This is a genomic window from Rhizobium sp. AB2/73, assembly GCF_020871915.1.
Classification (GTDB): domain Bacteria; phylum Pseudomonadota; class Alphaproteobacteria; order Rhizobiales; family Rhizobiaceae; genus Rhizobium; species Rhizobium dioscoreae.
Genome location: NZ_CP067073.1, coordinates 706748 through 724198 on the forward strand (window position 1 = coordinate 706748; position 17451 = coordinate 724198).

Annotated in this window: 16 protein-coding genes and 3 pseudogenes; 10 read left to right on the forward strand and 9 right to left on the reverse strand. The window is 61.6% G+C overall.

What is annotated here, in order from left to right:
- Positions 1-71 precede the first annotated feature (71 nt).
- Positions 72-995 carry a LysR family transcriptional regulator gene (locus I8E17_RS29255; RefSeq protein WP_069615076.1) on the forward strand — a complete coding sequence of 308 codons (924 nt, stop codon included), beginning with the start codon at positions 72-74 and terminating at the stop codon, positions 993-995.
- Positions 996-1061: 66 nt separating this feature from the next.
- On the opposite strand, the gene I8E17_RS29260 is transcribed toward I8E17_RS29255, so the two are convergent.
- Positions 1062-2195 carry an alpha/beta hydrolase gene (locus I8E17_RS29260; protein WP_069615075.1) on the reverse strand — a complete coding sequence of 378 codons (1134 nt, stop codon included), beginning with the start codon at positions 2193-2195 and terminating at the stop codon, positions 1062-1064.
- 210 nt (positions 2196-2405) lie between these two features.
- Between I8E17_RS29260 and I8E17_RS29265 the strand changes: the two genes are divergently transcribed.
- Positions 2406-3032 (forward strand): TetR/AcrR family transcriptional regulator, encoded by a 627-nt coding sequence (locus tag I8E17_RS29265; protein WP_113366309.1) that lies wholly within the window; start codon positions 2406-2408, stop codon positions 3030-3032.
- 80 nt (positions 3033-3112) lie between these two features.
- On the opposite strand, the gene I8E17_RS29270 is transcribed toward I8E17_RS29265, so the two are convergent.
- The gene (locus tag I8E17_RS29270) at positions 3113-4519 is read right to left on the reverse strand and encodes an amidase (RefSeq protein WP_113366280.1); all 1407 of its coding nucleotides are present in this window, start codon (positions 4517-4519) and stop codon (positions 3113-3115) included.
- 150 nt (positions 4520-4669) lie between these two features.
- Between I8E17_RS29270 and I8E17_RS29275 the strand changes: the two genes are divergently transcribed.
- Positions 4670-5236: a TetR/AcrR family transcriptional regulator gene (locus I8E17_RS29275; RefSeq protein ID WP_069615073.1), complete on the forward strand. Its 567-nt coding sequence runs from the start codon at positions 4670-4672 to the stop codon at positions 5234-5236.
- A gap of 177 nt (positions 5237-5413) precedes the next feature.
- Positions 5414-5701 (forward strand): annotated as a pseudogene (locus I8E17_RS29280) (helix-turn-helix transcriptional regulator); the annotation flags it as partial.
- A gap of 73 nt (positions 5702-5774) precedes the next feature.
- Here the strand turns inward: I8E17_RS29280 and I8E17_RS29285 are convergent.
- Positions 5775-6452 carry a TetR family transcriptional regulator gene (locus I8E17_RS29285; RefSeq protein WP_069615071.1) on the reverse strand — a complete coding sequence of 226 codons (678 nt, stop codon included), beginning with the start codon at positions 6450-6452 and terminating at the stop codon, positions 5775-5777.
- Between the two features lie 81 nt (positions 6453-6533).
- Between I8E17_RS29285 and I8E17_RS29290 the strand changes: the two are divergent.
- A pseudogene (locus tag I8E17_RS29290) lies at positions 6534-7202 on the forward strand (FAD-dependent monooxygenase); the annotation flags it as partial.
- Between the two features lie 98 nt (positions 7203-7300).
- On the opposite strand, the gene I8E17_RS29295 reads toward I8E17_RS29290, so the two are convergent.
- The 3 genes from I8E17_RS29295 to I8E17_RS29305 all read right to left on the reverse strand — a co-directional run bounded on the left by I8E17_RS29295 (position 7301) and on the right by I8E17_RS29305 (position 9761).
- Entirely contained in the window at positions 7301-8899 is a 1599-nt protein-coding gene (locus I8E17_RS29295) for an IS66 family transposase (RefSeq protein WP_113367574.1), read from the reverse strand.
- A gap of 69 nt (positions 8900-8968) precedes the next feature.
- Positions 8969-9322, reverse strand: coding sequence for an IS66 family insertion sequence element accessory protein TnpB (tnpB, locus tag I8E17_RS29300; RefSeq protein WP_113367575.1), 354 nt, complete (start codon positions 9320-9322; stop codon positions 8969-8971).
- Positions 9315-9761 (reverse strand): transposase, encoded by a 447-nt coding sequence (locus I8E17_RS29305; protein ID WP_162750996.1) that lies wholly within the window; start codon positions 9759-9761, stop codon positions 9315-9317. The genes tnpB and I8E17_RS29305 overlap by 8 nt, the downstream gene beginning before the upstream one ends.
- A gap of 118 nt (positions 9762-9879) precedes the next feature.
- Here I8E17_RS29305 and I8E17_RS29310 point away from each other — a divergent pair.
- Positions 9880-10335 (forward strand): annotated as a pseudogene (locus I8E17_RS29310) (FAD-dependent monooxygenase); the annotation flags it as partial.
- A gap of 102 nt (positions 10336-10437) precedes the next feature.
- Here I8E17_RS29310 and I8E17_RS29315 read toward each other — a convergent pair.
- The gene (locus I8E17_RS29315; RefSeq protein ID WP_069615069.1) at positions 10438-10836 is read right to left on the reverse strand and encodes a helix-turn-helix domain-containing protein; all 399 of its coding nucleotides are present in this window, start codon (positions 10834-10836) and stop codon (positions 10438-10440) included.
- An 89-nt stretch (positions 10837-10925) separates the two neighbouring features.
- On the opposite strand from I8E17_RS29315, the gene I8E17_RS29320 reads away from it, so the two are divergent.
- Positions 10926-11519, forward strand: coding sequence for an NAD(P)H-dependent oxidoreductase (locus I8E17_RS29320; RefSeq protein WP_069615068.1), 594 nt, complete (start codon positions 10926-10928; stop codon positions 11517-11519).
- Between the two features lie 224 nt (positions 11520-11743).
- On the opposite strand, the gene I8E17_RS29325 is transcribed toward I8E17_RS29320, so the two are convergent.
- Positions 11744-12712 (reverse strand): AraC family transcriptional regulator, encoded by a 969-nt coding sequence (locus tag I8E17_RS29325; RefSeq protein ID WP_113366278.1) that lies wholly within the window; start codon positions 12710-12712, stop codon positions 11744-11746.
- A 104-nt stretch (positions 12713-12816) separates the two neighbouring features.
- Between I8E17_RS29325 and I8E17_RS29330 the strand changes: the two genes are divergently transcribed.
- The 3 genes from I8E17_RS29330 to I8E17_RS29340 all read left to right on the forward strand — a co-directional run bounded on the left by I8E17_RS29330 (position 12817) and on the right by I8E17_RS29340 (position 16656).
- Positions 12817-13707, forward strand: coding sequence for an SDR family oxidoreductase (locus I8E17_RS29330; RefSeq protein WP_113366277.1), 891 nt, complete (start codon positions 12817-12819; stop codon positions 13705-13707).
- 43 nt (positions 13708-13750) lie between these two features.
- Positions 13751-14740 carry an SDR family oxidoreductase gene (locus I8E17_RS29335; protein ID WP_113366276.1) on the forward strand — a complete coding sequence of 330 codons (990 nt, stop codon included), beginning with the start codon at positions 13751-13753 and terminating at the stop codon, positions 14738-14740.
- A 209-nt stretch (positions 14741-14949) separates the two neighbouring features.
- On the forward strand, positions 14950-16656 hold the full coding sequence (locus tag I8E17_RS29340) for a CocE/NonD family hydrolase (protein WP_229002224.1): 1707 nt from the start codon (positions 14950-14952) through the stop codon (positions 16654-16656).
- Between the two features lie 98 nt (positions 16657-16754).
- On the opposite strand, the gene I8E17_RS29345 is transcribed toward I8E17_RS29340, so the two are convergent.
- Entirely contained in the window at positions 16755-17279 is a 525-nt protein-coding gene (locus tag I8E17_RS29345; protein WP_229002225.1) for a hypothetical protein, read from the reverse strand.
- Between the last annotated feature and the right edge of the window lie 172 nt (positions 17280-17451).

Below are 17451 nucleotides of genomic sequence, written 5' to 3' on the forward strand. Positions count from 1 at the left end.
TTGATTTCGACTAAATCGCACGACGCCTCCCGCCCTTGTAGCGCCGGATCAGGCGTGACAGTATTGACACCATGTCAACACCAATACTCAGTACAATTCAGCTGCAATGCTTCGTGCGGATCGTCGACGCTGGATCGTTCGCCGAAGCAGGTCGGCAGCTGGGCTTGTCCACATCCGGCATATCGAAGACGATCGCACGCTTGGAGGAAACACGAGGAGTGCGACTGCTTAATCGCTCGACGCACTCCCTTTCCTTAACCCCGGAAGGTGAGGAACTTATCGGACTCGCCCGCGAAGCAGTTCGCAGCATCGAACAGGTGGACACAGCCTTAACAGCGGCAGCACGAGACGGTGCCCACGGTCGCGTCCGAGTCGGAGCACCAACCGCTTTCCTCAGCGCCTGCCTTGCTCCCCTGACTTCAGCCTTCAGGCGCACACATCCGGATATCCTACTCGACTTGCGTGGTAGCGATCAGATGATCGACTTGGCAGAGGATGGGGTGGACATTGTGCTGCGTGCGGGAGCTATAGACGGCATCCCTGGGCATCTTCAGCGGACGCTATTCGACTTTGCATGGGTCGCCTGCGCGTCGCCCGCCTATTTATCCAACCGAGGAAAACCATCGACGCCGAGTGACTTGTCAAATCACGATCTTATCGGTTTCCGCAACCAACGCACCGGGGCCGTGGATGCGTGGCGCTTCGGCACTCGTCATGGTGATAGTTCCGAATTGCGATGGTACCCGAACCCCGCATTGATCCTCGACGATGCCAACTCCGTTGTCCAAACGGCAATTGCCGGTGCCGGCATAGCGTGGGCGCCCCACTGGCTGGTCGCCGATGCATTGCGGGCCGGCAGCTTGTCCTCCGTGCTCGATGATTGGGCGTGCGAACCGACAACGATGTGGATGATCCGTCGAAACCATACGCTTAACCCGACGCGAATAGATCGCGTCATGACGTTCATCAGGAAGAACGTGGCGGCATTCCGCTAACATTCCACCCCAATCACGTCGTTGGCGCCGGCAATATTTTCACAAGCTTCAATAGGAATTCCGCGACTAACCGGGGATGCGATCCGCCCCACCCGCCTCCTTCATGAAGGCGAGCAGCAGCTCGCTCAGCCGACCCGGCTGCTCCTGCTGGATCCAGTGACCGGCGCCGTCGATCAGCTCGATGCCAGCCATCTTCGTCGCTGCCTTCGTCCTCATGACGTCGAGCGCGCCCGGCGCCGCGTAGGTGCCCCAATCGCTCTTCCCGCCCACAAAGAGTAACGGGACATCGATCGTCCTGCCCGAAAACAGGCGCAACTCGGCATTCAGGTCAGGATCGGAATAGACGCGATAAGTCTGCAGCGCGCCCTGAAATCCGGTGCGGCCATATTCCTCCGTGTACACGCCAAGTTCCGGCTCGGTGAGCCATTTGCAGGTTTGGACCTCGGCGGCGGAAGGCTGGAATGGAGCGACAGTCTCGGGCATCGTCTTGCCGAGATCCATGACGTAGTAGGTGGGCATTTTTGCAAGCTCCGTGGCGGTTCGCGCCTGCAGCGGATGCGGCTTGTTTCCCGGCCAGTCGGCGCTTTTGACATAGAAAAAGGCACGAAGAAACGCATGTAGACCTTGAGGGGGGTGCCACATGTCATCATTGGCCTCCCGCGTGCTCAAATATTGCTGATAATACTCTCTGGGCGGATCGAGCGCGGCCAGCGCGGCCGCCAACCTTTGATTGTCAGTGTTCGGTTGGACCGACGATGATGCCTCGCTTTCCGCGGTGTTGAACGGAAATGCCGGCGGGCCGGGAAACGGCGCGCTCATCAGCACCACCGATGGAAAGACGTCAGGTCGAGCGAGCGCGCAATAAGCCGCCACGGGCGAGCCGAAGTCGTGCCCGACGAGCATCGTCGTGCGCCGATACCCCAGCGCCGAAACCAGTCCGAGCGCGTCGCGCGTCATGTTCAAGAGGCTGAAGGGCGCGAGCGGGGTGTCGTAGCCGTTCATCCAACCGGTGGTGCAGCCAAAACCCCGCTGATCGGGCGCCACGACATGGTACCCCGCGTCAGCCAGAATCGGAATCAGGTGTCGCCACCCGTAAGCCAAATCCGGAAAGCCGTGCAGAAGCAGCGCGAGCGGCCGGCCGGGGTTTTCGTAACCGGCCTCGAGAATATGGACATCAAGGCCGTTGACCCCGTGGATCATGCGCGAGCGGACCCCCTTGGGAAGCGTTCCCCCGCCGTAAGGTGGTGTAGTCAAAGCACTTCCTCCCATGGGGTTTGAGCGAGCCGATCGAAGGGACGCGGCAACCAGACTGGCCGCGCCCATCGCCAAGACGACTCGTCGGGACATCGATGGTTTGAAACGAACGGGATGATTCATCCGATGGCCTCTTTCTATGGTGATCACCATAGTATGGCGATCGCCATAGCGGCGTCAAGCGAACCGTGTTATGTTTGTTGCATGCCACGTAAGACTGACGCCCGCGCCAACGCGATTGCCACGGCCCAAAGACTGTTTCGCATCCAAGGTTACACCGCAACTGGATTGACTCAGATCATTACAGAAAGCGGTGCGCCTAAAGGATCGTTCTACTTTCACTTTCCACGCGGCAAGGCACAGCTCGCAGAAGAAGCAATCGATCAATACGTTGCGAGCCGAATTGCGGTTTTGCGAAATATCTCCGCGAATACGGCAGGCGATGCTGAAAATTTCGTTCGCCAGATTTTCGGAACATTCGCCGCCGAAATGGTCGCCTCCGACTTCCAATATGGCTGTCTGATGCAAAATCTGGCCAACGAGCTGCCCGCGCTCGACGCTGAGCTGACCAAAAGGGTCGCGCGCGGATTTGTCGATTCGACCCAGATTATTGCAGAGCATTTCAGGCGGTGCGGTTTCGCTCCCGCGCGCGCATCCTCTGCCGCGGCCGCTTTGGTAGCCGCCCTCGAAGGCGCGCGAACGATCGCACGCCTGGAACGCACGCCGGCGGTATTCGGGGCACTGGCGGAGGTTAGTTGCCAGAGGTGTTTACCATCGGCATGACTACGGACAGCTTCCTCTCGACAAAATAATATCGCGACACATACGCTGCCGCACGAACTTGATCGCTCCCGGCGCCCCGATCAAAGATCTGGGTGCAGATCCCTGACAGTGCTCACGCTCTCCAGCTGGGACGCGACCGCCAGGATCGTCGACTCCGCCAGCCAGCTGCCGACGATCTGGACGTTGATCGGCAGACCTTCCCTACTCGTGCCGAACCGCATTGAAATTCCCGGCAAGCCGGTGACGTTGAGCGGCACGGTCGCACCCTGCAGATAGGTGGCGTCGACAGTTCGGCCATTGATGACGAACTCCTCCTGGCCGTGCTTGTGTGCCGGCAAGGGCAGCACCGGCGTGATCAGCGCATCGAACTTCCGGAAATACTCGGCGAAGCCATCTCGCAGACGCTCGGCCGCCCGCTCGGCCTCGATGAAGTCTGCCATGGAGGTGTCCGGCAGCGACAGCATCGTCTTGGACATCTTGTACATCTGGTCTTCGTGCCCGGCGGTCGCCTCCGCGAAGGCCTGTTTCATCTCCATCACGTGGATACGATTGAAGACATCAAGCGCGAAATCCCTTTCAAGCGCGGGAATGCGCACCGGCTCGACATGTAGCCCGAGACCTTTGAGCGCCTCGGCGGCCGCCTCGACCACCTTGGCCACTTCAGGGTCGATCGGCCCGAAGCCCGGTTCGACCAGCCAACCCACCCGGAGCTGCCGATAGGGCTGGCGGCCGATACCGGCGTCGAATTGAACCGTGCTCGTCGCGAAAGCGTCATGGCCATCGGGGCCGGCAAGCTGCGAGAAGGCGAGCGCCAGGTCGCGGATGCTGCGGGCCATTGGGCCTACGTGCCAGAAGCGGCGCGGCGCGCGCGGATAAATACCTGTCATCGGGATGCGGCCATGCGTTGCCTTGATGGACGAGATGCCGGTCTGGGCGGCCGGTCCGCGCACCGAGATGGCGAGATCGGTGCCGAGGCCGATGGGCGACATGCCCGCCGCAATCGCGGCCGACTCGCCACCGCTCGAACCGCCCGGCGTCCGCGAGAGATCCCAGGGATTGTTCGACCGGCCGGTAAGCAGATTGTCGCTTTCGATCCAGTAGGAGAATTCGGGAAGATTGGTCTTCGCGAGCAGGATGCCGCCAGCCCTCTTCATGCGTGCGACGCTGGTGGCGTCGGCATCGGGCGTGCGTCCCTTGAAGATCGGCGAGCCGCGCTGCGTCGCCACCCCGGCGGTATCGATCGAGTCCTTGACCGTGAAGGGGACGCCGTGAAGGGCACCCAGCTCGTCACCCGCGCGGACCGCTGCGTCCGCCGCCTCGGCCTTTTCCAGGGCGTTCTCGGCGAGCGTGACGATCGCATTGATCTTCGGGTCCACGGCCTGGATCCGGTTCAGATGGGCCTTGACAACCTCGACCGCTGAGACCTCGCGGCTGCGGATCATGTCGGCGAGCTTGGTCGCGTCCGAATAGATGATGTTCTCACTCATGGCTTTCTCTCTCTTCCGGCTCCGTCTCGCCCTGCACGTAGCCAACCTAACGTTCGTTAGGCAGAGATAAGCCCTTTCCTTTTTGTGCGTCAACCCCTATCTAACATTTGGTAGGGCAATGACCATTCAATCCTGGCCGCTGAGATGACGATGACGAATTCAAAGGAAGCGATCCTGGCGGCCGCCAGGCAGATCGCTCAATCACATGGCTACAGCGGGCTGAACTTCCGCGATCTCGCGGCCCAGGTTGGGATCAAGGCGGCAAGCATCTATCATCACTTCCCCAGCAAGGCGGGCCTCGGTGCAGCGGTTGCTCGGCGCTACTGGGAGGATACCGAAAGCGAACTGGCGACCTTGCTCCAGGATTCGGATGACCCCATCGGCGCCCTGCGGGAATATCCGAAAATCTTTCGAAGATCGCTGGCGAGCGGCAACCGGCTTTGCCTCTGCAGCTTCATGTCGGCGGAATATGATGATCTCCCAGATGAGGTGACGGCAGAGGTTCAGACCTTCTCCGACATCAATGTGGCCTGGATCAGAAAGGTGCTCGTTGCCGCCGGCGTGACCCGCCCGGAAGACAGCGAGGCGCGGGCACGTGCGATCTTTGCGGCGATCGCCGGAGCTCAGCTGATGGCGAGAAGCCGCTGCGACATATCATTGTTCGACGCCTTGATCGAAAGCTACCGAGCCACGGGGCTCCTGCCGGCACAGACGTGATCCGCCGCTCGGTTCCCTATTAGCATTCAATTCAACGCGCCGCCGGCATTGCCCAGCTTACCTATGCATGCTCCATCACGGGCTCCAGGCTCCTTGCGGGGCGGGATCAGAATGCCATGGGCGGCTCACTCCGCTTCAAATGGATTATGCCGGCTGGAGCCCGCGGCCTCATTGAGCCCGACCAAGGCCCGGACGGTCGCGCAGTTGGCGAAAGAGGCGGCCCTTTCCCGTTCGGCGTTCTTCGAGCGTTTCAGTCGCGCCGTCGGTCTGGCGCCAATGGCCTATTTGCTGAATTGGCGCATGGCACTCGCCAAGAACATGCTCCAGCGGGGTGAGGTTCGCATCGCCGAGATCGCAGAGCGCGTCGGCTACGGCTCGGCGAGCGCGTTCAGTGTCGCCTTCACCCGCCATGTCGGCCTGCCGCCTGCGCGCTATGCGCGGCGGCAACCTGTTTCGGCATCCTGACGGGCGCGGCCGGTCAAGAAGCTAAGCGCCCCGCTCCGGAGAGTTGTTGTCCGCGCATGAGCGCCGTCCCGCCTTATGCCTTTGGCTTGACGCAGGCGCCCGTCAGGATGAAGTCGACGCCGGCAATGAACTGTTGGCGATCGTCATGCTCGCTCAGCTGCGCCGCCACCCGCCGAAGAAATGGACGCGATTCGGGATCATCCTGAATCCAGCTCCTGGCTATGGTCTCCAGCCACGCCTTGCGATCCGTTCCGCCCGGAAGCGTGCGGGCGTTGGCCGCGTTCTGGCCGGCCACGCCGAGGATGTAGTTCGTGAGCGCTGAGGCGCAGTCGAATTGTGCATCCACTGGAACACCAAGCGGCTGGAGCCATCCGCCGATGCGTTCGAAGATCTCTCCAACCGCGGAATGCCATGGTTCGCGGGAAAGGTGAGCGCCGGCCCAGGGGTGAGCGTCAATCGCATCGAATACCGCGAGCGCGATGGCGCGGATCGCGGCCCTTGGCTCCTCTTCCGTGACCGATTCCGCCAGGGCACGGGCGAGAACGTCTCCCGTCGCGGCGGCGAGCAGATCGTTCCTGTCGGCGATATGCCAGTAGATCGCCCCGCTGCCCGTCGCCAGCTGTGTCGCCAGCGCCCGAAATGTCAGAGCGGCCTCCCCGCGCGCATCGAGAATCTCGATCGCCGCCTCAACAATCCGCGCCTTGGAAAGAGCGTCCGCGCGCCGCGCTGTCTGGTGAGCTCGTTTAGACATGCACCTATGATGACATATCTGGAACGTCGTTCCAATCCCTACTATATATGGAACAATGTTCCAATCAGATACAGGTGCCGCATGACCACTTCCGTTACCATTATTGGCGCAGGCCCAGGCGGCCTGACCCTCGCCCGCGTACTCCACGTTCACGGCATCGCCGCCACGATCTATGAAGCGGAGCCCTCCGCGCACGCCCGCACTCAAGGCGGACAGCTTGACGTTCACGAACATGACGGTCAGCGCGCGCTCGCTGCCGCCGGCCTGACCGACGCATTCCGCGCAATCGTTCACGACGGTGGCGACGCGACGCGCGCCCTCGACCGAAACGGCAATGTGCTGCTCGACCAGCCCGGAGACGGCCGGCGTCCCGAGGTGCTCCGGGGTGACCTGCGGCGGATCCTCATCGACTCCTTGCCTGCCGGGACGATCCGGTGGGGGCGGAAGCTCGCCGGAGCCAGGCCGCTTGGCGCCGGTCGTCACGAGCTGACGTTCACCGATGGCTCGGCTGTAGAGACCGCATTGCTCGTGGGAGCCGATGGCGCCTGGTCGAAGGTACGGCCGCTGTTGTCAGACGCGAAACCGGGCTATGTCGGCGTGTCCTTCGTCGAGACCTACCTGCATGACGCTGATCGGCGGTTTCCCGCAACGGCCGCGGCGGTCGGGGCCGGCGGAATGTTCGCGCTCGAGCCGGGCAAGGGAATCACCGCGCACCGGGAGCCGGCAGGCGCGCTCCACACTTACGTTCAACGTAAGCGCTAATTTCGGGGGTTATTAAGAGGCGATTTTGCGGTCTTCGGCCTGGGGATTGCCGATTACTTTATGATTTGAGGTTGGATCGTCGCGAATCAGACGGCGGCTTCAACACTCGAGCGCTTGGGGAAGTTGAAGGGGAGCAGGTCGTCAATATTGTCGTCGGGACGCCGCTGGGGCAGTTCCGCGAGGACGTGTCGCAGCCACGCAAGGGGTTCGATGCGGCATGCGCGGCAGGTCAACATCAGACTATAGATGACGGCACTGGCCTTTGCTCCGTCTACGGTATCGCTAAAGAGCCAGGATTTTCTTCCCGTTGCAAAGATTCTGATGTCTCGTTCCAAAAGGTTGTTGTCGATCGGCATGTTGCCATCTTGGGTGTAGCGGATCAGGTATTCCCACTGGTTCCGCGTATACGAGACCGCATCCTCAAGCTTGCTTTCCGGCAAAACCTTCGGGGCAATCTTGTCGAGCCATTCCTTGAGGGCATTCAGGACGGGAATGCTGTGCTGTTGACGAAAGCGACGAATACAGTCAGCCTGCGTTTCACCATCATTTGGCTTTTCCTCGCGAGCCTGTTTTTCAATCCGGTAAAGTTGCTCGAAGAATTTCAGCGCCTGTTCCGGTGGTCCCCCGCCTTTCTTTCTGGCTCGCAGCGCCTCGACAAAGCGCCGCCGTGAATGAGCCATGCACCCGATATGGGTGGCACCTTTCAAGGTGCGCCAGGCCGCATAACCGTCGCTCACCAATATACCGCGATAATCTCCAAGGAAGGCTTGCGGATATTGCTGCCCTCGACCGGGCTGATAATCGAGCAGCACGATCGGTTCGTCACTATCCTGGCTGCTGCGATACGCCCACATGTAGGATATGCTGGTGGGAGTCTTGTCCTTTTCCTTCAGCACCTGAACCGTGGTCTCGTCGCCGTGGATGAGGGAATGGGATCTGAGCCGCAGTTTTAGCGCGTCATAGATCCGATGCAGATGCTTCTCGCTGGAACCGATCACCCAATGTCCGAGAGCCCCACGACTAACGGGAACGCCAGCCCGTTCGAAGGCCTTGCTCAACCGATAGAGCGGTGTGCCGTCAACAAACTTGTGAACGAGCGCGAAGGCCAGCGTCGAAGCCGTGGCGATGCTGCCCGGCAAAGGTTGCGCAGGCATCGGGGCAATAACGATCGGTGTTTTGATGCCGGTACGGTCGCAGTTTCGGCACGCATATTTGGCACGCGCATTCTGCAAGACCTTGGCCTTCACCTCGATGTGAAGCTGCTCGGTGACCAGTTCACCCATGCGATGCAGCCGGCGACTGCAACATGGACAAATCTTCTGATCGTCGGGGAGGTCGTATTCGACACGTTCGCGTGGCAGGTTTGAAGGAAGCGGTTTACGTCCGCGCTTTTTGCCTTGCCCCGCCTCGGTGTCCGGCAATCCCGTCTCTGGCAATTCAGCGGTGTCCACATCATCGGTATCGGCGAGGTCTTCGTCCGCATCTGCCTCAAGGGCAGCCTGTTCGGCTTCGTTGAAGACGCGATCAACACCCTTCTCACTACGCGGAGCAAAACGGTGCAGTCGCGCCAGGGCCAATTCTTCCTCAAGTTTGAAGACACGTTCGGAGAGCTTCTGGTTCTCCGCTTGCAGCGCAGCTATCTGCGCCATCAGTTCTTCAACAGTGGGGTTGTCGGTTCGATTCATCCCAATGCTTGAATCGAACGCGACCAACGGCGTCAATAAATGAATTCAGATTTTGTTACGATATTCGCATCAACCAGCAATTCTATATTGCCGTACCGGATGGCGAACCATCGCATCGATATCGATACCGTCAAGTAACCAGTGTAATTGTTCCGTCGTAAGCTGCACTATTGTTTCCTGACGCTGTGGCCAGCGGAATTTGTCGTCGGTCAATCGCTTCAATATGAGCACAAAGCCGGATCGATCGAAGAACAAAATCTTCATTCGGTCCCGACGCCGGTTGCAAAATGCAAAGATCGCTGGCGTGAACGGGTCGAGTTCCATCTCCTCCTGGACAAGGACTGCAAGGCTGTTGATCCCGCCCCGGAAGTCGATGGGATCACGGTGCAGATAGACCTGAACGTCAGAGGCAAACTTAAACATCCCTAACCGCTCCGATGACGGCTGTTAATGTCCGTACATCATCGCATTCCAGCGATAACGTCACACCGTTGGGCAAAGTCACATTCAGCTTGGTGACAGAAGAGAGTGACGCCACCTTCGCAGATGCCAGCTGCATCGCGCCAGGATTGCTCGCAGCCAAATCCAGCGCGTGAGCACTATTATGTCCAGGTATGACGCCACTTGTAGCAGGCTCGATGCGAACCGGAATAAAAGCCGACGCCAAAGGTGGCGATGGTGACAAGGCTTCCATTTCCGCTGCCTTGTGCTTACGCACCCATTTGCGCACAAGGTTCGTATTTATCCCGTGATCAATGGCAACGCGCGACAGCGATGCGCCGGGCTCAAGGGCGCAAGCAACAACCTGCTTCTTCCATGCACGATCGTAGTGATGGTTGCCTTGCCGGTCGACAAACAGCACGTGCGGTTTGTCTCCATTCGCTCCCATAGTTCCCATCGGTGTCCACCCTTTCAGTCGGTGGACACCCTTTGCACCACTCCATTCAACCAATGAAGGTGCTTAGAAATGAGCGTTTACCGTTCAACTGATGCGACCTGCGGCGTGGTTTGCGGACATCGACTTCAACGATGCCGCGACAGTGAAAACACGGATAGCAGCCGAATTCGACGGGTGGACATCGGCTCTCACCACATTGATCACCGGCAGCGACACGGCGCCGGTCCTGCGAGCGGTCAACGCGCTGCCGGTTGGTCATCGATGGGATCGTACGCCAGGGGTGACGCTGCTCGGCGACGCCGCGCATCTGTCGCCTCCGGCCGGTGACGGCGCAAACCTGGCGATGCTCGACGGGGCCGAGCTCGGCGAGGCCATAGCCGCTCAGCCTGAAGACATCGAGAATGCGCTGACCGTTTATGAGGCGGCGATGTTCTCGCGCAGCGAGGTGGCTGCCGCGGACGCGCACCGGGTCCTGGACCTTTGCCTGGGTGAGCACGCGCCCTTCAGCCTCATCGATTTTCTCAGCGCCGCGCTATAACCGCAGCGCGCCAGAGAAACGAAGCTGGCATGTCGAACGTATCGGCTGTGGCGCAGCGAGCGCGTTCAGCCATGTCGGCCTGCCCTCCGCCGAACGTCGGGCCTACTCTGATCCACCGCGACCGGTGGGACCATGCTTGTCCTGATCATAGCGCGCCCGGTTGTTCTCGATCTCGTCGATATGCTCTCCCGCCCATGCACCCAGCGCGCGGACCGGCACAGCCAGGGATTGTCCAAGTTTCGTCAGGGCATATTCGACTTGCGGCGGCACCGTCGGATAGACGGTCCGGCTCACCATCCCGTCGCGCTCGAGCGCCTTCAGGGTGCGTGTCAGCATCTGCTGCGAGATGCCCCCGACCGTCCGTTTGATCTCGTTGAAGCGGTGCGGCCGCTCGACCAGTATCCTGACGATCATCACTGTCCATTTGTCGCCGACGATGGCGAGCACTTTGCCGACCTTATGGCATTGGGCGCTGACGGCCGGCGAGGCAGGCATATCCATGTGACCAGGTCCTAAAATTATGCGTTCTTGGCGGAGCACCTGTGGTCACATAGATAGTCCTGGTCACAAATCAAGACCGGAGATATCCAGTGAAACTTCTTCATCTCGACTCCAGCATCATGGGCGAAAATTCGGCAAGCCGGGTGCTCTCTGCCGCTATCGTCGAGCGGATCGTCGAAACACATGACGCGGTGGACGTCACCTATCGCGACCTTGCCAACGAACCGCTCCCGCATCTCACCCTCGAGGCATTCAAGGTGCTCGATGCCGGCAGCGACGTGCAGCAATTCCTCGACGCGGACGTTGTGGTGATCGGCGCCGGCTTCTACAATTTCTCGGTCCCCACCCAGCTCAAGGCCTGGATCGATCATATCGTCGTGCGGGGAAAGACCTTCGCGCGCGGCGAAAACGGGCCGATCGGTCTCGCCCAGGGCAAGCGCGTGATCGTCGCGCTGGCGCGCGGCAACGTCTACAGCGAAGGCTCGCCGTATCAGTCGTCCGAACATGCCGAGACGCTGCTCCGCTCCGCATTCGCATTCATGGGCGTCACGGATATCGAGTTTATTGTCGCCGAGGGGCTCGGACGCAGCGAGGAGGTGCGTCGGGCCTCGATCGCGGGCGCACTTGAAGAGGCGCGCAAAGTCTCTCCGAACCCCAAAGCTCCGGCTCCACTCGAAGCTTGAGAGCACGGACGCGAATGCCCGCCATGCCTAGCTTTCGCGCCTTGAGGCAGAAATCGCTGCTTCAAGTGTTCGAACGAAATTTGCTGATAGCGGATCTCGCGGCCAGGCCCGTCGGACAGGATCGCGGACGTGCCGTTGTCGGACAGATCCTCGCGGCCAACCGCGGGGATCGCCTGCGGGCGGAGACCAAAACGGGTGCCACGTTGAACGTGTCCGCTCCATCGTCAAAGGATTGAAGAGAAAGACTGTTCACGGCCAGACGCTAAGCGACGTTCAGCTTCACCCGCCTCGACCTGCCGGCGACCATATTGCCGGGGCGAGCAGTTCATCACCCGCTTGAAAGCGGTACTGAACGACTTCTCGGATTCGTAGCCAAGCGCCAACCCGATCTCGGCAAGCGACTGACGCGTCGAGGTCAGCCTGTCCGCCGCCTGCATCATGCGCCAGCGGGTCAGATAGTCCATCGGCGAAAGGCCAACCCTTTCCTTGAAGGTCACCGCGAAGGTAGTGCGCGACATCCCCGCCTCCCTAGCGAGAGTCTGTAGCGTCCATCGCTGGCCAGGCGCTCCATGCATCGCAGCGATGGCCGTGCGCAATCGCTTGTCGGCGAGCGCCGAGAGCCATCCCACTTCCTCGCTCGTTCGGTCGGATAGGTAAAGCCGCAGCGCCTGGACCAGCACAATGGTCGCCAATTGCTGCGCGATGATGAAATCGCCGGGTTGCCCCTCCGAAAGCTCCTGCCGCATGCGCTCGACACACCATTGCAAGGTCGCGCTGCCGGGCCGATCGCGGATGTGCAGGAGTGGCGGCAGAACATTCAAGAGCAGCTCCGATTGCCCCTCCGACAGCGTGAAATAGCCTCCGATACTGAGATAATCGCCGCCGCCATTGTAGGTGAGGATGCGGCCGTTCGGCCGTGGCGGCAACACCTGGCTGACATGGATCGGCTCGACCGAGAGGTCGCGGGCGATCTGGAACGGCCGGCCACGCGGCAGCAGGAAACATTCGCCGGCATTGACTTGAACGGGGGACTCGCCCTCGACCGATATCCAGCACGAGCCGGTCACGACGGCGTGGAACTTGATCCCGTCATGCGGCCCGAAGCTGATCGCCCAATCGCCGCCCGCATCGAAGCCGCCCGACACGTAGCTACGCAGCTTCAGAAGCGAGAGCACATCCGAGAGTGCATCCATTCGTGACTTCCTGAACGATCGAAAACCATAATCGAACTATGCGACATGGATCGTTCCCGATCAACGGCCTAAATTGGGTTTGAAGTCAATAGAGGAGAAGCACCATGCGCATATTCGTGACCGGTGCCACCGGATGGGTCGGCTCTGCCGTGGTGAAGGACTTGCTCGCCACAGGGTACGAGGTCACCGGCCTCGCCCGGTCTCCGGCCAGTGCCGAACGGTTGATAGCGGCCGGTGCGCGGGTGGTGCACGGATCGATCGAGGACATCAACGTGCTGAGGGCCGCAGCGGCGCAGGCCGATGCGGTCATCCACACCGCCTTCAACCATGACTGGTCCCGCTTCGCGGAGAATTGCGCGGCCGACAAGCACGCCATCAAGGCATTGGGCGCGGAGCTCGAAGGAACGGAGCGGCCGCTGATCGTCACGTCCGGCGTCGCCCTGCTCGCGCCAGGTCGCCTCGCGACCGAGGCCGATGTGGCGCCACCCGTGACGGAGCGCTTCCCGCGCGCGTCCGAAGCGGTCGTCGAAGAGCTTCGCGGTCGCGGCGTCCGCGCCACCACGGTGCGTCTGGCTCCTACGGTGCACGGCGTCGGCGATCATGGCTTCGTGCCGCGTCTTGCCGGCATTGCCCGCGACAGGGGCGTGTCGGCCTATATCGGCGATGGCCAGAACCGCTGGCCGGCTGTGCATCGGCTCGACGCGGCGCGGATCTTCCGCTTGGCATTGGAGCGCACCGCCGAGGGGCCGTTTCATGCCGTCGCAGAACAGGGCGTGGCGCTGAAAGACATCGCCGAGGCGATCGCGCGCAGGTTCGATCTTCCCCTGGTCTCCAAGGCGGCCGCCGAGGCAAGCGAGCATTTCGGGTGGTTCGCGCTGTTCGTCGGCCTCGATGCACCAACCAGCAGCGACCGTACGCGCACGCTCCTGAATTGGACACCCGAGCAACCGGAGCTGCTCGAGGATCTCGCCCGTCCGGATTATTTCGGCGCCTAAGCAGCCCGCGATCCATTGAGTCTGGAGTGGAAAGGAAGCCGAAATGCGAGTTTTTGTTACAGGAGCCACCGGCTTCATCGGGTCCGCCATCGTCCGCGAGCTCATCGAGGCCGGGCACGAGGTCACCGGGCTCGTCCGCTCAGCGGAGGCAGCCGCGAAGCTTGAGGCGGCCGGCGCGAAACCGCGGCGCGGCGGAATCGAGGAGCTCGAAAGCCTCGCACGCGGCGCGGCCCGGGCGGACGGCGTGATTCACACCGCCTTCTTCCATGCCTTCTCGTACGCCAGTCTCGCGACGCGCCTGCGGGTCATGCTCGGCGGCAGCCCGACCAATATCGTCAAGCGGTTTATGACCGCTGCCGTCGAGGCGGACCGGCGCGCGATCGAGACGCTCGGCAACGCGCTGCGCGGAGATCAGCGATCGCTGGTCATTGCCTTTCCGACAATGGCGATGGTTCAGGGACGGCTGGCGGTTGAAACGGATCCCGCCGATCCGAATGCTGTGGGCGGTCTCAGGGCCCGATCTGAGGGGGCAGCCCTGGCGCTCGCAGCCCGCGGCGTGAAGGCCACGATCGTTCGGCTACCGCCTTCGGTACACGACGAAACCCGGCAGGGCCTCGTCACCCAGTTGATCGCTATCGCGCGCAAGAAGCGGGTCTCCGCCTATGTCATCGGCGATAGTGAAAACAGGTGGGGCGCTGTCCATCGGCTCGACGCATCGCGCCTCTTCCGCCTCGTCCTCGAACAGGGCGAAGCCGCCACCTGCTATCATGCGGTCGCCGAAGAAGGAATCCCGGTGCGCGCCATCGCGGAGGCGATCGGCAGCCACCTCGGAATCCGCGTCGAAGGTTTGTTTCCGAAAGACGCACACAAGCATTTCGGCTGGCTCGCGCCCTTCGTCAGCGCCGACAATCCCGTGTCCAGTGAACTCACGCAGCGGCGCCTGAGCTGGCAGCCGACCCATCCGCGGCTCATGGACGATATCGGCGCGGCTCTCCGCAACGCCGAGGCGCGGGCATCATCGGCCCTCGCCTGAAGCGAACCCAAAGGTACAAGCACACTCACATTCCTGCATGACTTTGGTCGCGGAACATCGCGCGCGCTGAAGAACGCCGCTGCTCGGCCTGCGGATAACAAAGGAAAACCTCCGATGCGATTGACCAAACTACTGCCCCTTGCCTTCACTCTCGCGCTCGCTTTTGCCAAGCCGAGCCTGGCGACGCTGTCGCCTCCGGCGTTCCCGGGATGCTCTTCGACCATGATGTGCCGATCACCATGACCGATGGCCTGCAGCTGCGCGCCAACATCTATCGTCCGGAAAAGCCGGGCCGCTATCCGGTGCTGATGCTGATGGGCCCCTATGGCAAGGATACGAGCCTCGCGGATGCGCCCGCCTACAAGACGTCGTGGGCGAAGCTGATCGCGAAATACCCCGATCTCTGCAAAAAATCCTCCTGCCGCTACATCCGCTTCGAGGCGCCCGATCCCGAACGCTGGGTCACGAACGGCTACATCGTCATCCATGCCGATGTCCGCGGCGCCGGCGCCTCACCAGGCGTGCTCGATCCCTTCTCGCCGCGCGAAACGCAAGATTATGCGACGCTGATCACCTGGGCCGCGCACCAGCCCTGGAGCTCGGGAAAGGTCGGCCTGCTGGGCACGTCATTCCAGGCGATCAATCAGTATCAGGTTGCCGCCCTGCAACCGGAAGGCCTCGCGGCGATCCTGCCTTGGGAAGGCGCGTACGATCAGTATCGCGAGATCGCCTATTACGGCGGCATTCTCAACGTCGCCTGGGAATATTGGTGGACGCACCAGGTGGTGCCCAACCAGAACGGCAATGCGGAAACGCCGCTGGTCGACTCCATCAATGGCGCCAAGGATACCGGGGCGCCGCTCTCCCCGGACGTCTTGAAGCAGAACCGTGTCGATCCGGTCGAGGCCTTCGCCAAGCACCCGTTCGACAACGCCTATTACCACCAGCGCACGCCCGACGGCAGCCGCATCACCGTGCCGCTGCTCGACGTCGCCAACTGGACCGACTGGAGCACGGAGGGCTTTCGCTCCGCCGCGAGCAAGCAGAAATGGCTGCGCATCCAGACCGGCGATCATCTGACGCCCTTCTATTCAGACGAAGCGCTAGCGCTGCAGAAGCGCTTCTTCGATCACTTCCTCAAGGGCGTGAACAATGGCTGGGAGAAGGAGCCGCGAGTCGCCGTGCAGGTCCGTCGCCCCGACGGAACCACGTGGCGCAGTGCCGCCGCGTGGCCGCTCCCCCAAACGCAGTGGCAGCGTTATTATCTCGACGCGGCAAACGGATCGATGGACCCCGCGCTCGGAACTGCCGCACCCGCGGAAAAATCCTATCCCGGACAAGGCGACGGGCTGACGTTCACCTCCGCGCCGTTCACTGAGGAGACGGAGTTCACCGGCCCAATCGCCGTCAGGCTCTGGGTCGGTTCCTCCACAGCGGACATGGACATCTTCGCGGCCGTGCGGCTGATCGATCCGCAGGGCCGCGACGTCGCCTTCATGGGCAACAGCGACCCGAACGTACCGCTCGGCCTCGGCTATCTGCGCGGGTCGCACCGAGCGGTCGATCCGGCGCGCTCGACCGAGTATGCTCCGTTCCATCCGCATCTGACGTCGGAGCCGATGACGCCCGGGCAGCTTTACCCGGTGGATGTGGAATTCACCGAACCGACGAGCATCGTCATTCCGAAGGGCTATCGTCTGGCTCTGACCATCCAGGGCAAGGATTTCGGCTACGGCCCGGGCGCAACCATCGTTCGCGCCAAGGACTACGATCTTCCGAACTCCAGCAACTCCGGGCTGTTCTTCGCCGCGCATCCTAACCGCGACGCCACCCTCTATGGCGGGACGGATACGCTGGCGACGGGCGGAGAGCATGCATCCTATCTGCTGTTACCGCACATATCGACTCGCCGATGAGAGGCGATCAACCGCGTTCAACCCGCTGTCGTTTCGCGCTAAATCGGGCTCTTCCTCACCTTGTCTTACCAGCGAGGCTGATCACCGCGCATAGCAGATCAAGCGACACCGTTCGACCGAGCCCATCCGCGCCTGACAACCCATGCGATCGGCAACCCAAGACCGAACATATGGATCAGCAGGGCCGGCACGAAGGGCATCGGGGTCACCGATGCGGGTGTCGTGAAGGCGCTGAGCGGCAATACGACAAAGCCCATGAAGAAGAACAGGATGATGCCGAGCACAGGACCACCGATCCACGCCCAGCGGTTCAAGACCGGCACTTGCCAGACGACCAGCGCGTAGGCGACGGCTGGAACGACCGATACGAAAAAGTGGAGCAGCGTCCCCAAGACGAAGCCGGTCGCGCCCGCATAGGCGGCCATGCCCATCAGGCTGCTGGCTGCCAGTTGCATCTCAGGTACGATCCCGACGCCCCGGGACAGTTGCAGGATCAGAACCGGCACGAGAACGATCACGCCGGCAGTCAGTCCAGCGCTGAAACCGACTGAGACGGCGCGGGACAAATTGTGCTCCAGACGCGTTGTTGAAGACGTCGCCTTGTCGTTTGTTTGATATTTCATGGGCATGGGACAGCTCTCTGGATTAATCTTACGAGATGAACTGAGCTTTGATCGCGTTGATGGGTGAGACTTCCTCCCCCTCGCGGCCACGTTGGTGTCACGCGAGTTCGCGAGGCTGGATGGAAGTCGGGCGGTTCCGCCCAGCAGGAAACCACGGCAGTTCTGTCGACGT

Bases quoted from the DNA above. Each gene is read 5' to 3' on its own strand.
- I8E17_RS29255 (WP_069615076.1), top strand. From the start codon at position 72: ATGTCAACACCAATACTCAGTACAATTCAGCTGCAATGCTTCGTGCGG.
- I8E17_RS29260 (WP_069615075.1), bottom strand. From the start codon at position 2,195: ATGATCCACGGGGTCAACGGCCTTGATGTCCATATTCTCGAGGCCGGT.
- I8E17_RS29265 (WP_113366309.1), top strand. From the start codon at position 2,406: ATGGCGATCGCCATAGCGGCGTCAAGCGAACCGTGTTATGTTTGTTGC.
- I8E17_RS29270 (WP_113366280.1), bottom strand. From the start codon at position 4,519: ATGAGTGAGAACATCATCTATTCGGACGCGACCAAGCTCGCCGACATG.
- I8E17_RS29275 (WP_069615073.1), top strand. From the start codon at position 4,670: ATGACGAATTCAAAGGAAGCGATCCTGGCGGCCGCCAGGCAGATCGCT.
- I8E17_RS29285 (WP_069615071.1), bottom strand. From the start codon at position 6,452: ATGTCTAAACGAGCTCACCAGACAGCGCGGCGCGCGGACGCTCTTTCC.
- I8E17_RS29295 (WP_113367574.1), bottom strand. From the start codon at position 8,899: ATGAATCGAACCGACAACCCCACTGTTGAAGAACTGATGGCGCAGATA.
- tnpB (WP_113367575.1), bottom strand. From the start codon at position 9,322: ATGTTTAAGTTTGCCTCTGACGTTCAGGTCTATCTGCACCGTGATCCC.
- I8E17_RS29315 (WP_069615069.1), bottom strand. From the start codon at position 10,836: ATGGATATGCCTGCCTCGCCGGCCGTCAGCGCCCAATGCCATAAGGTC.
- I8E17_RS29325 (WP_113366278.1), bottom strand. From the start codon at position 12,712: ATGGATGCACTCTCGGATGTGCTCTCGCTTCTGAAGCTGCGTAGCTAC.
- I8E17_RS29330 (WP_113366277.1), top strand. From the start codon at position 12,817: ATGCGCATATTCGTGACCGGTGCCACCGGATGGGTCGGCTCTGCCGTG.
- I8E17_RS29335 (WP_113366276.1), top strand. From the start codon at position 13,751: ATGCGAGTTTTTGTTACAGGAGCCACCGGCTTCATCGGGTCCGCCATC.
- I8E17_RS29340 (WP_229002224.1), top strand. From the start codon at position 14,950: ATGCTCTTCGACCATGATGTGCCGATCACCATGACCGATGGCCTGCAG.
- I8E17_RS29345 (WP_229002225.1), bottom strand. From the start codon at position 17,279: ATGAAATATCAAACAAACGACAAGGCGACGTCTTCAACAACGCGTCTG.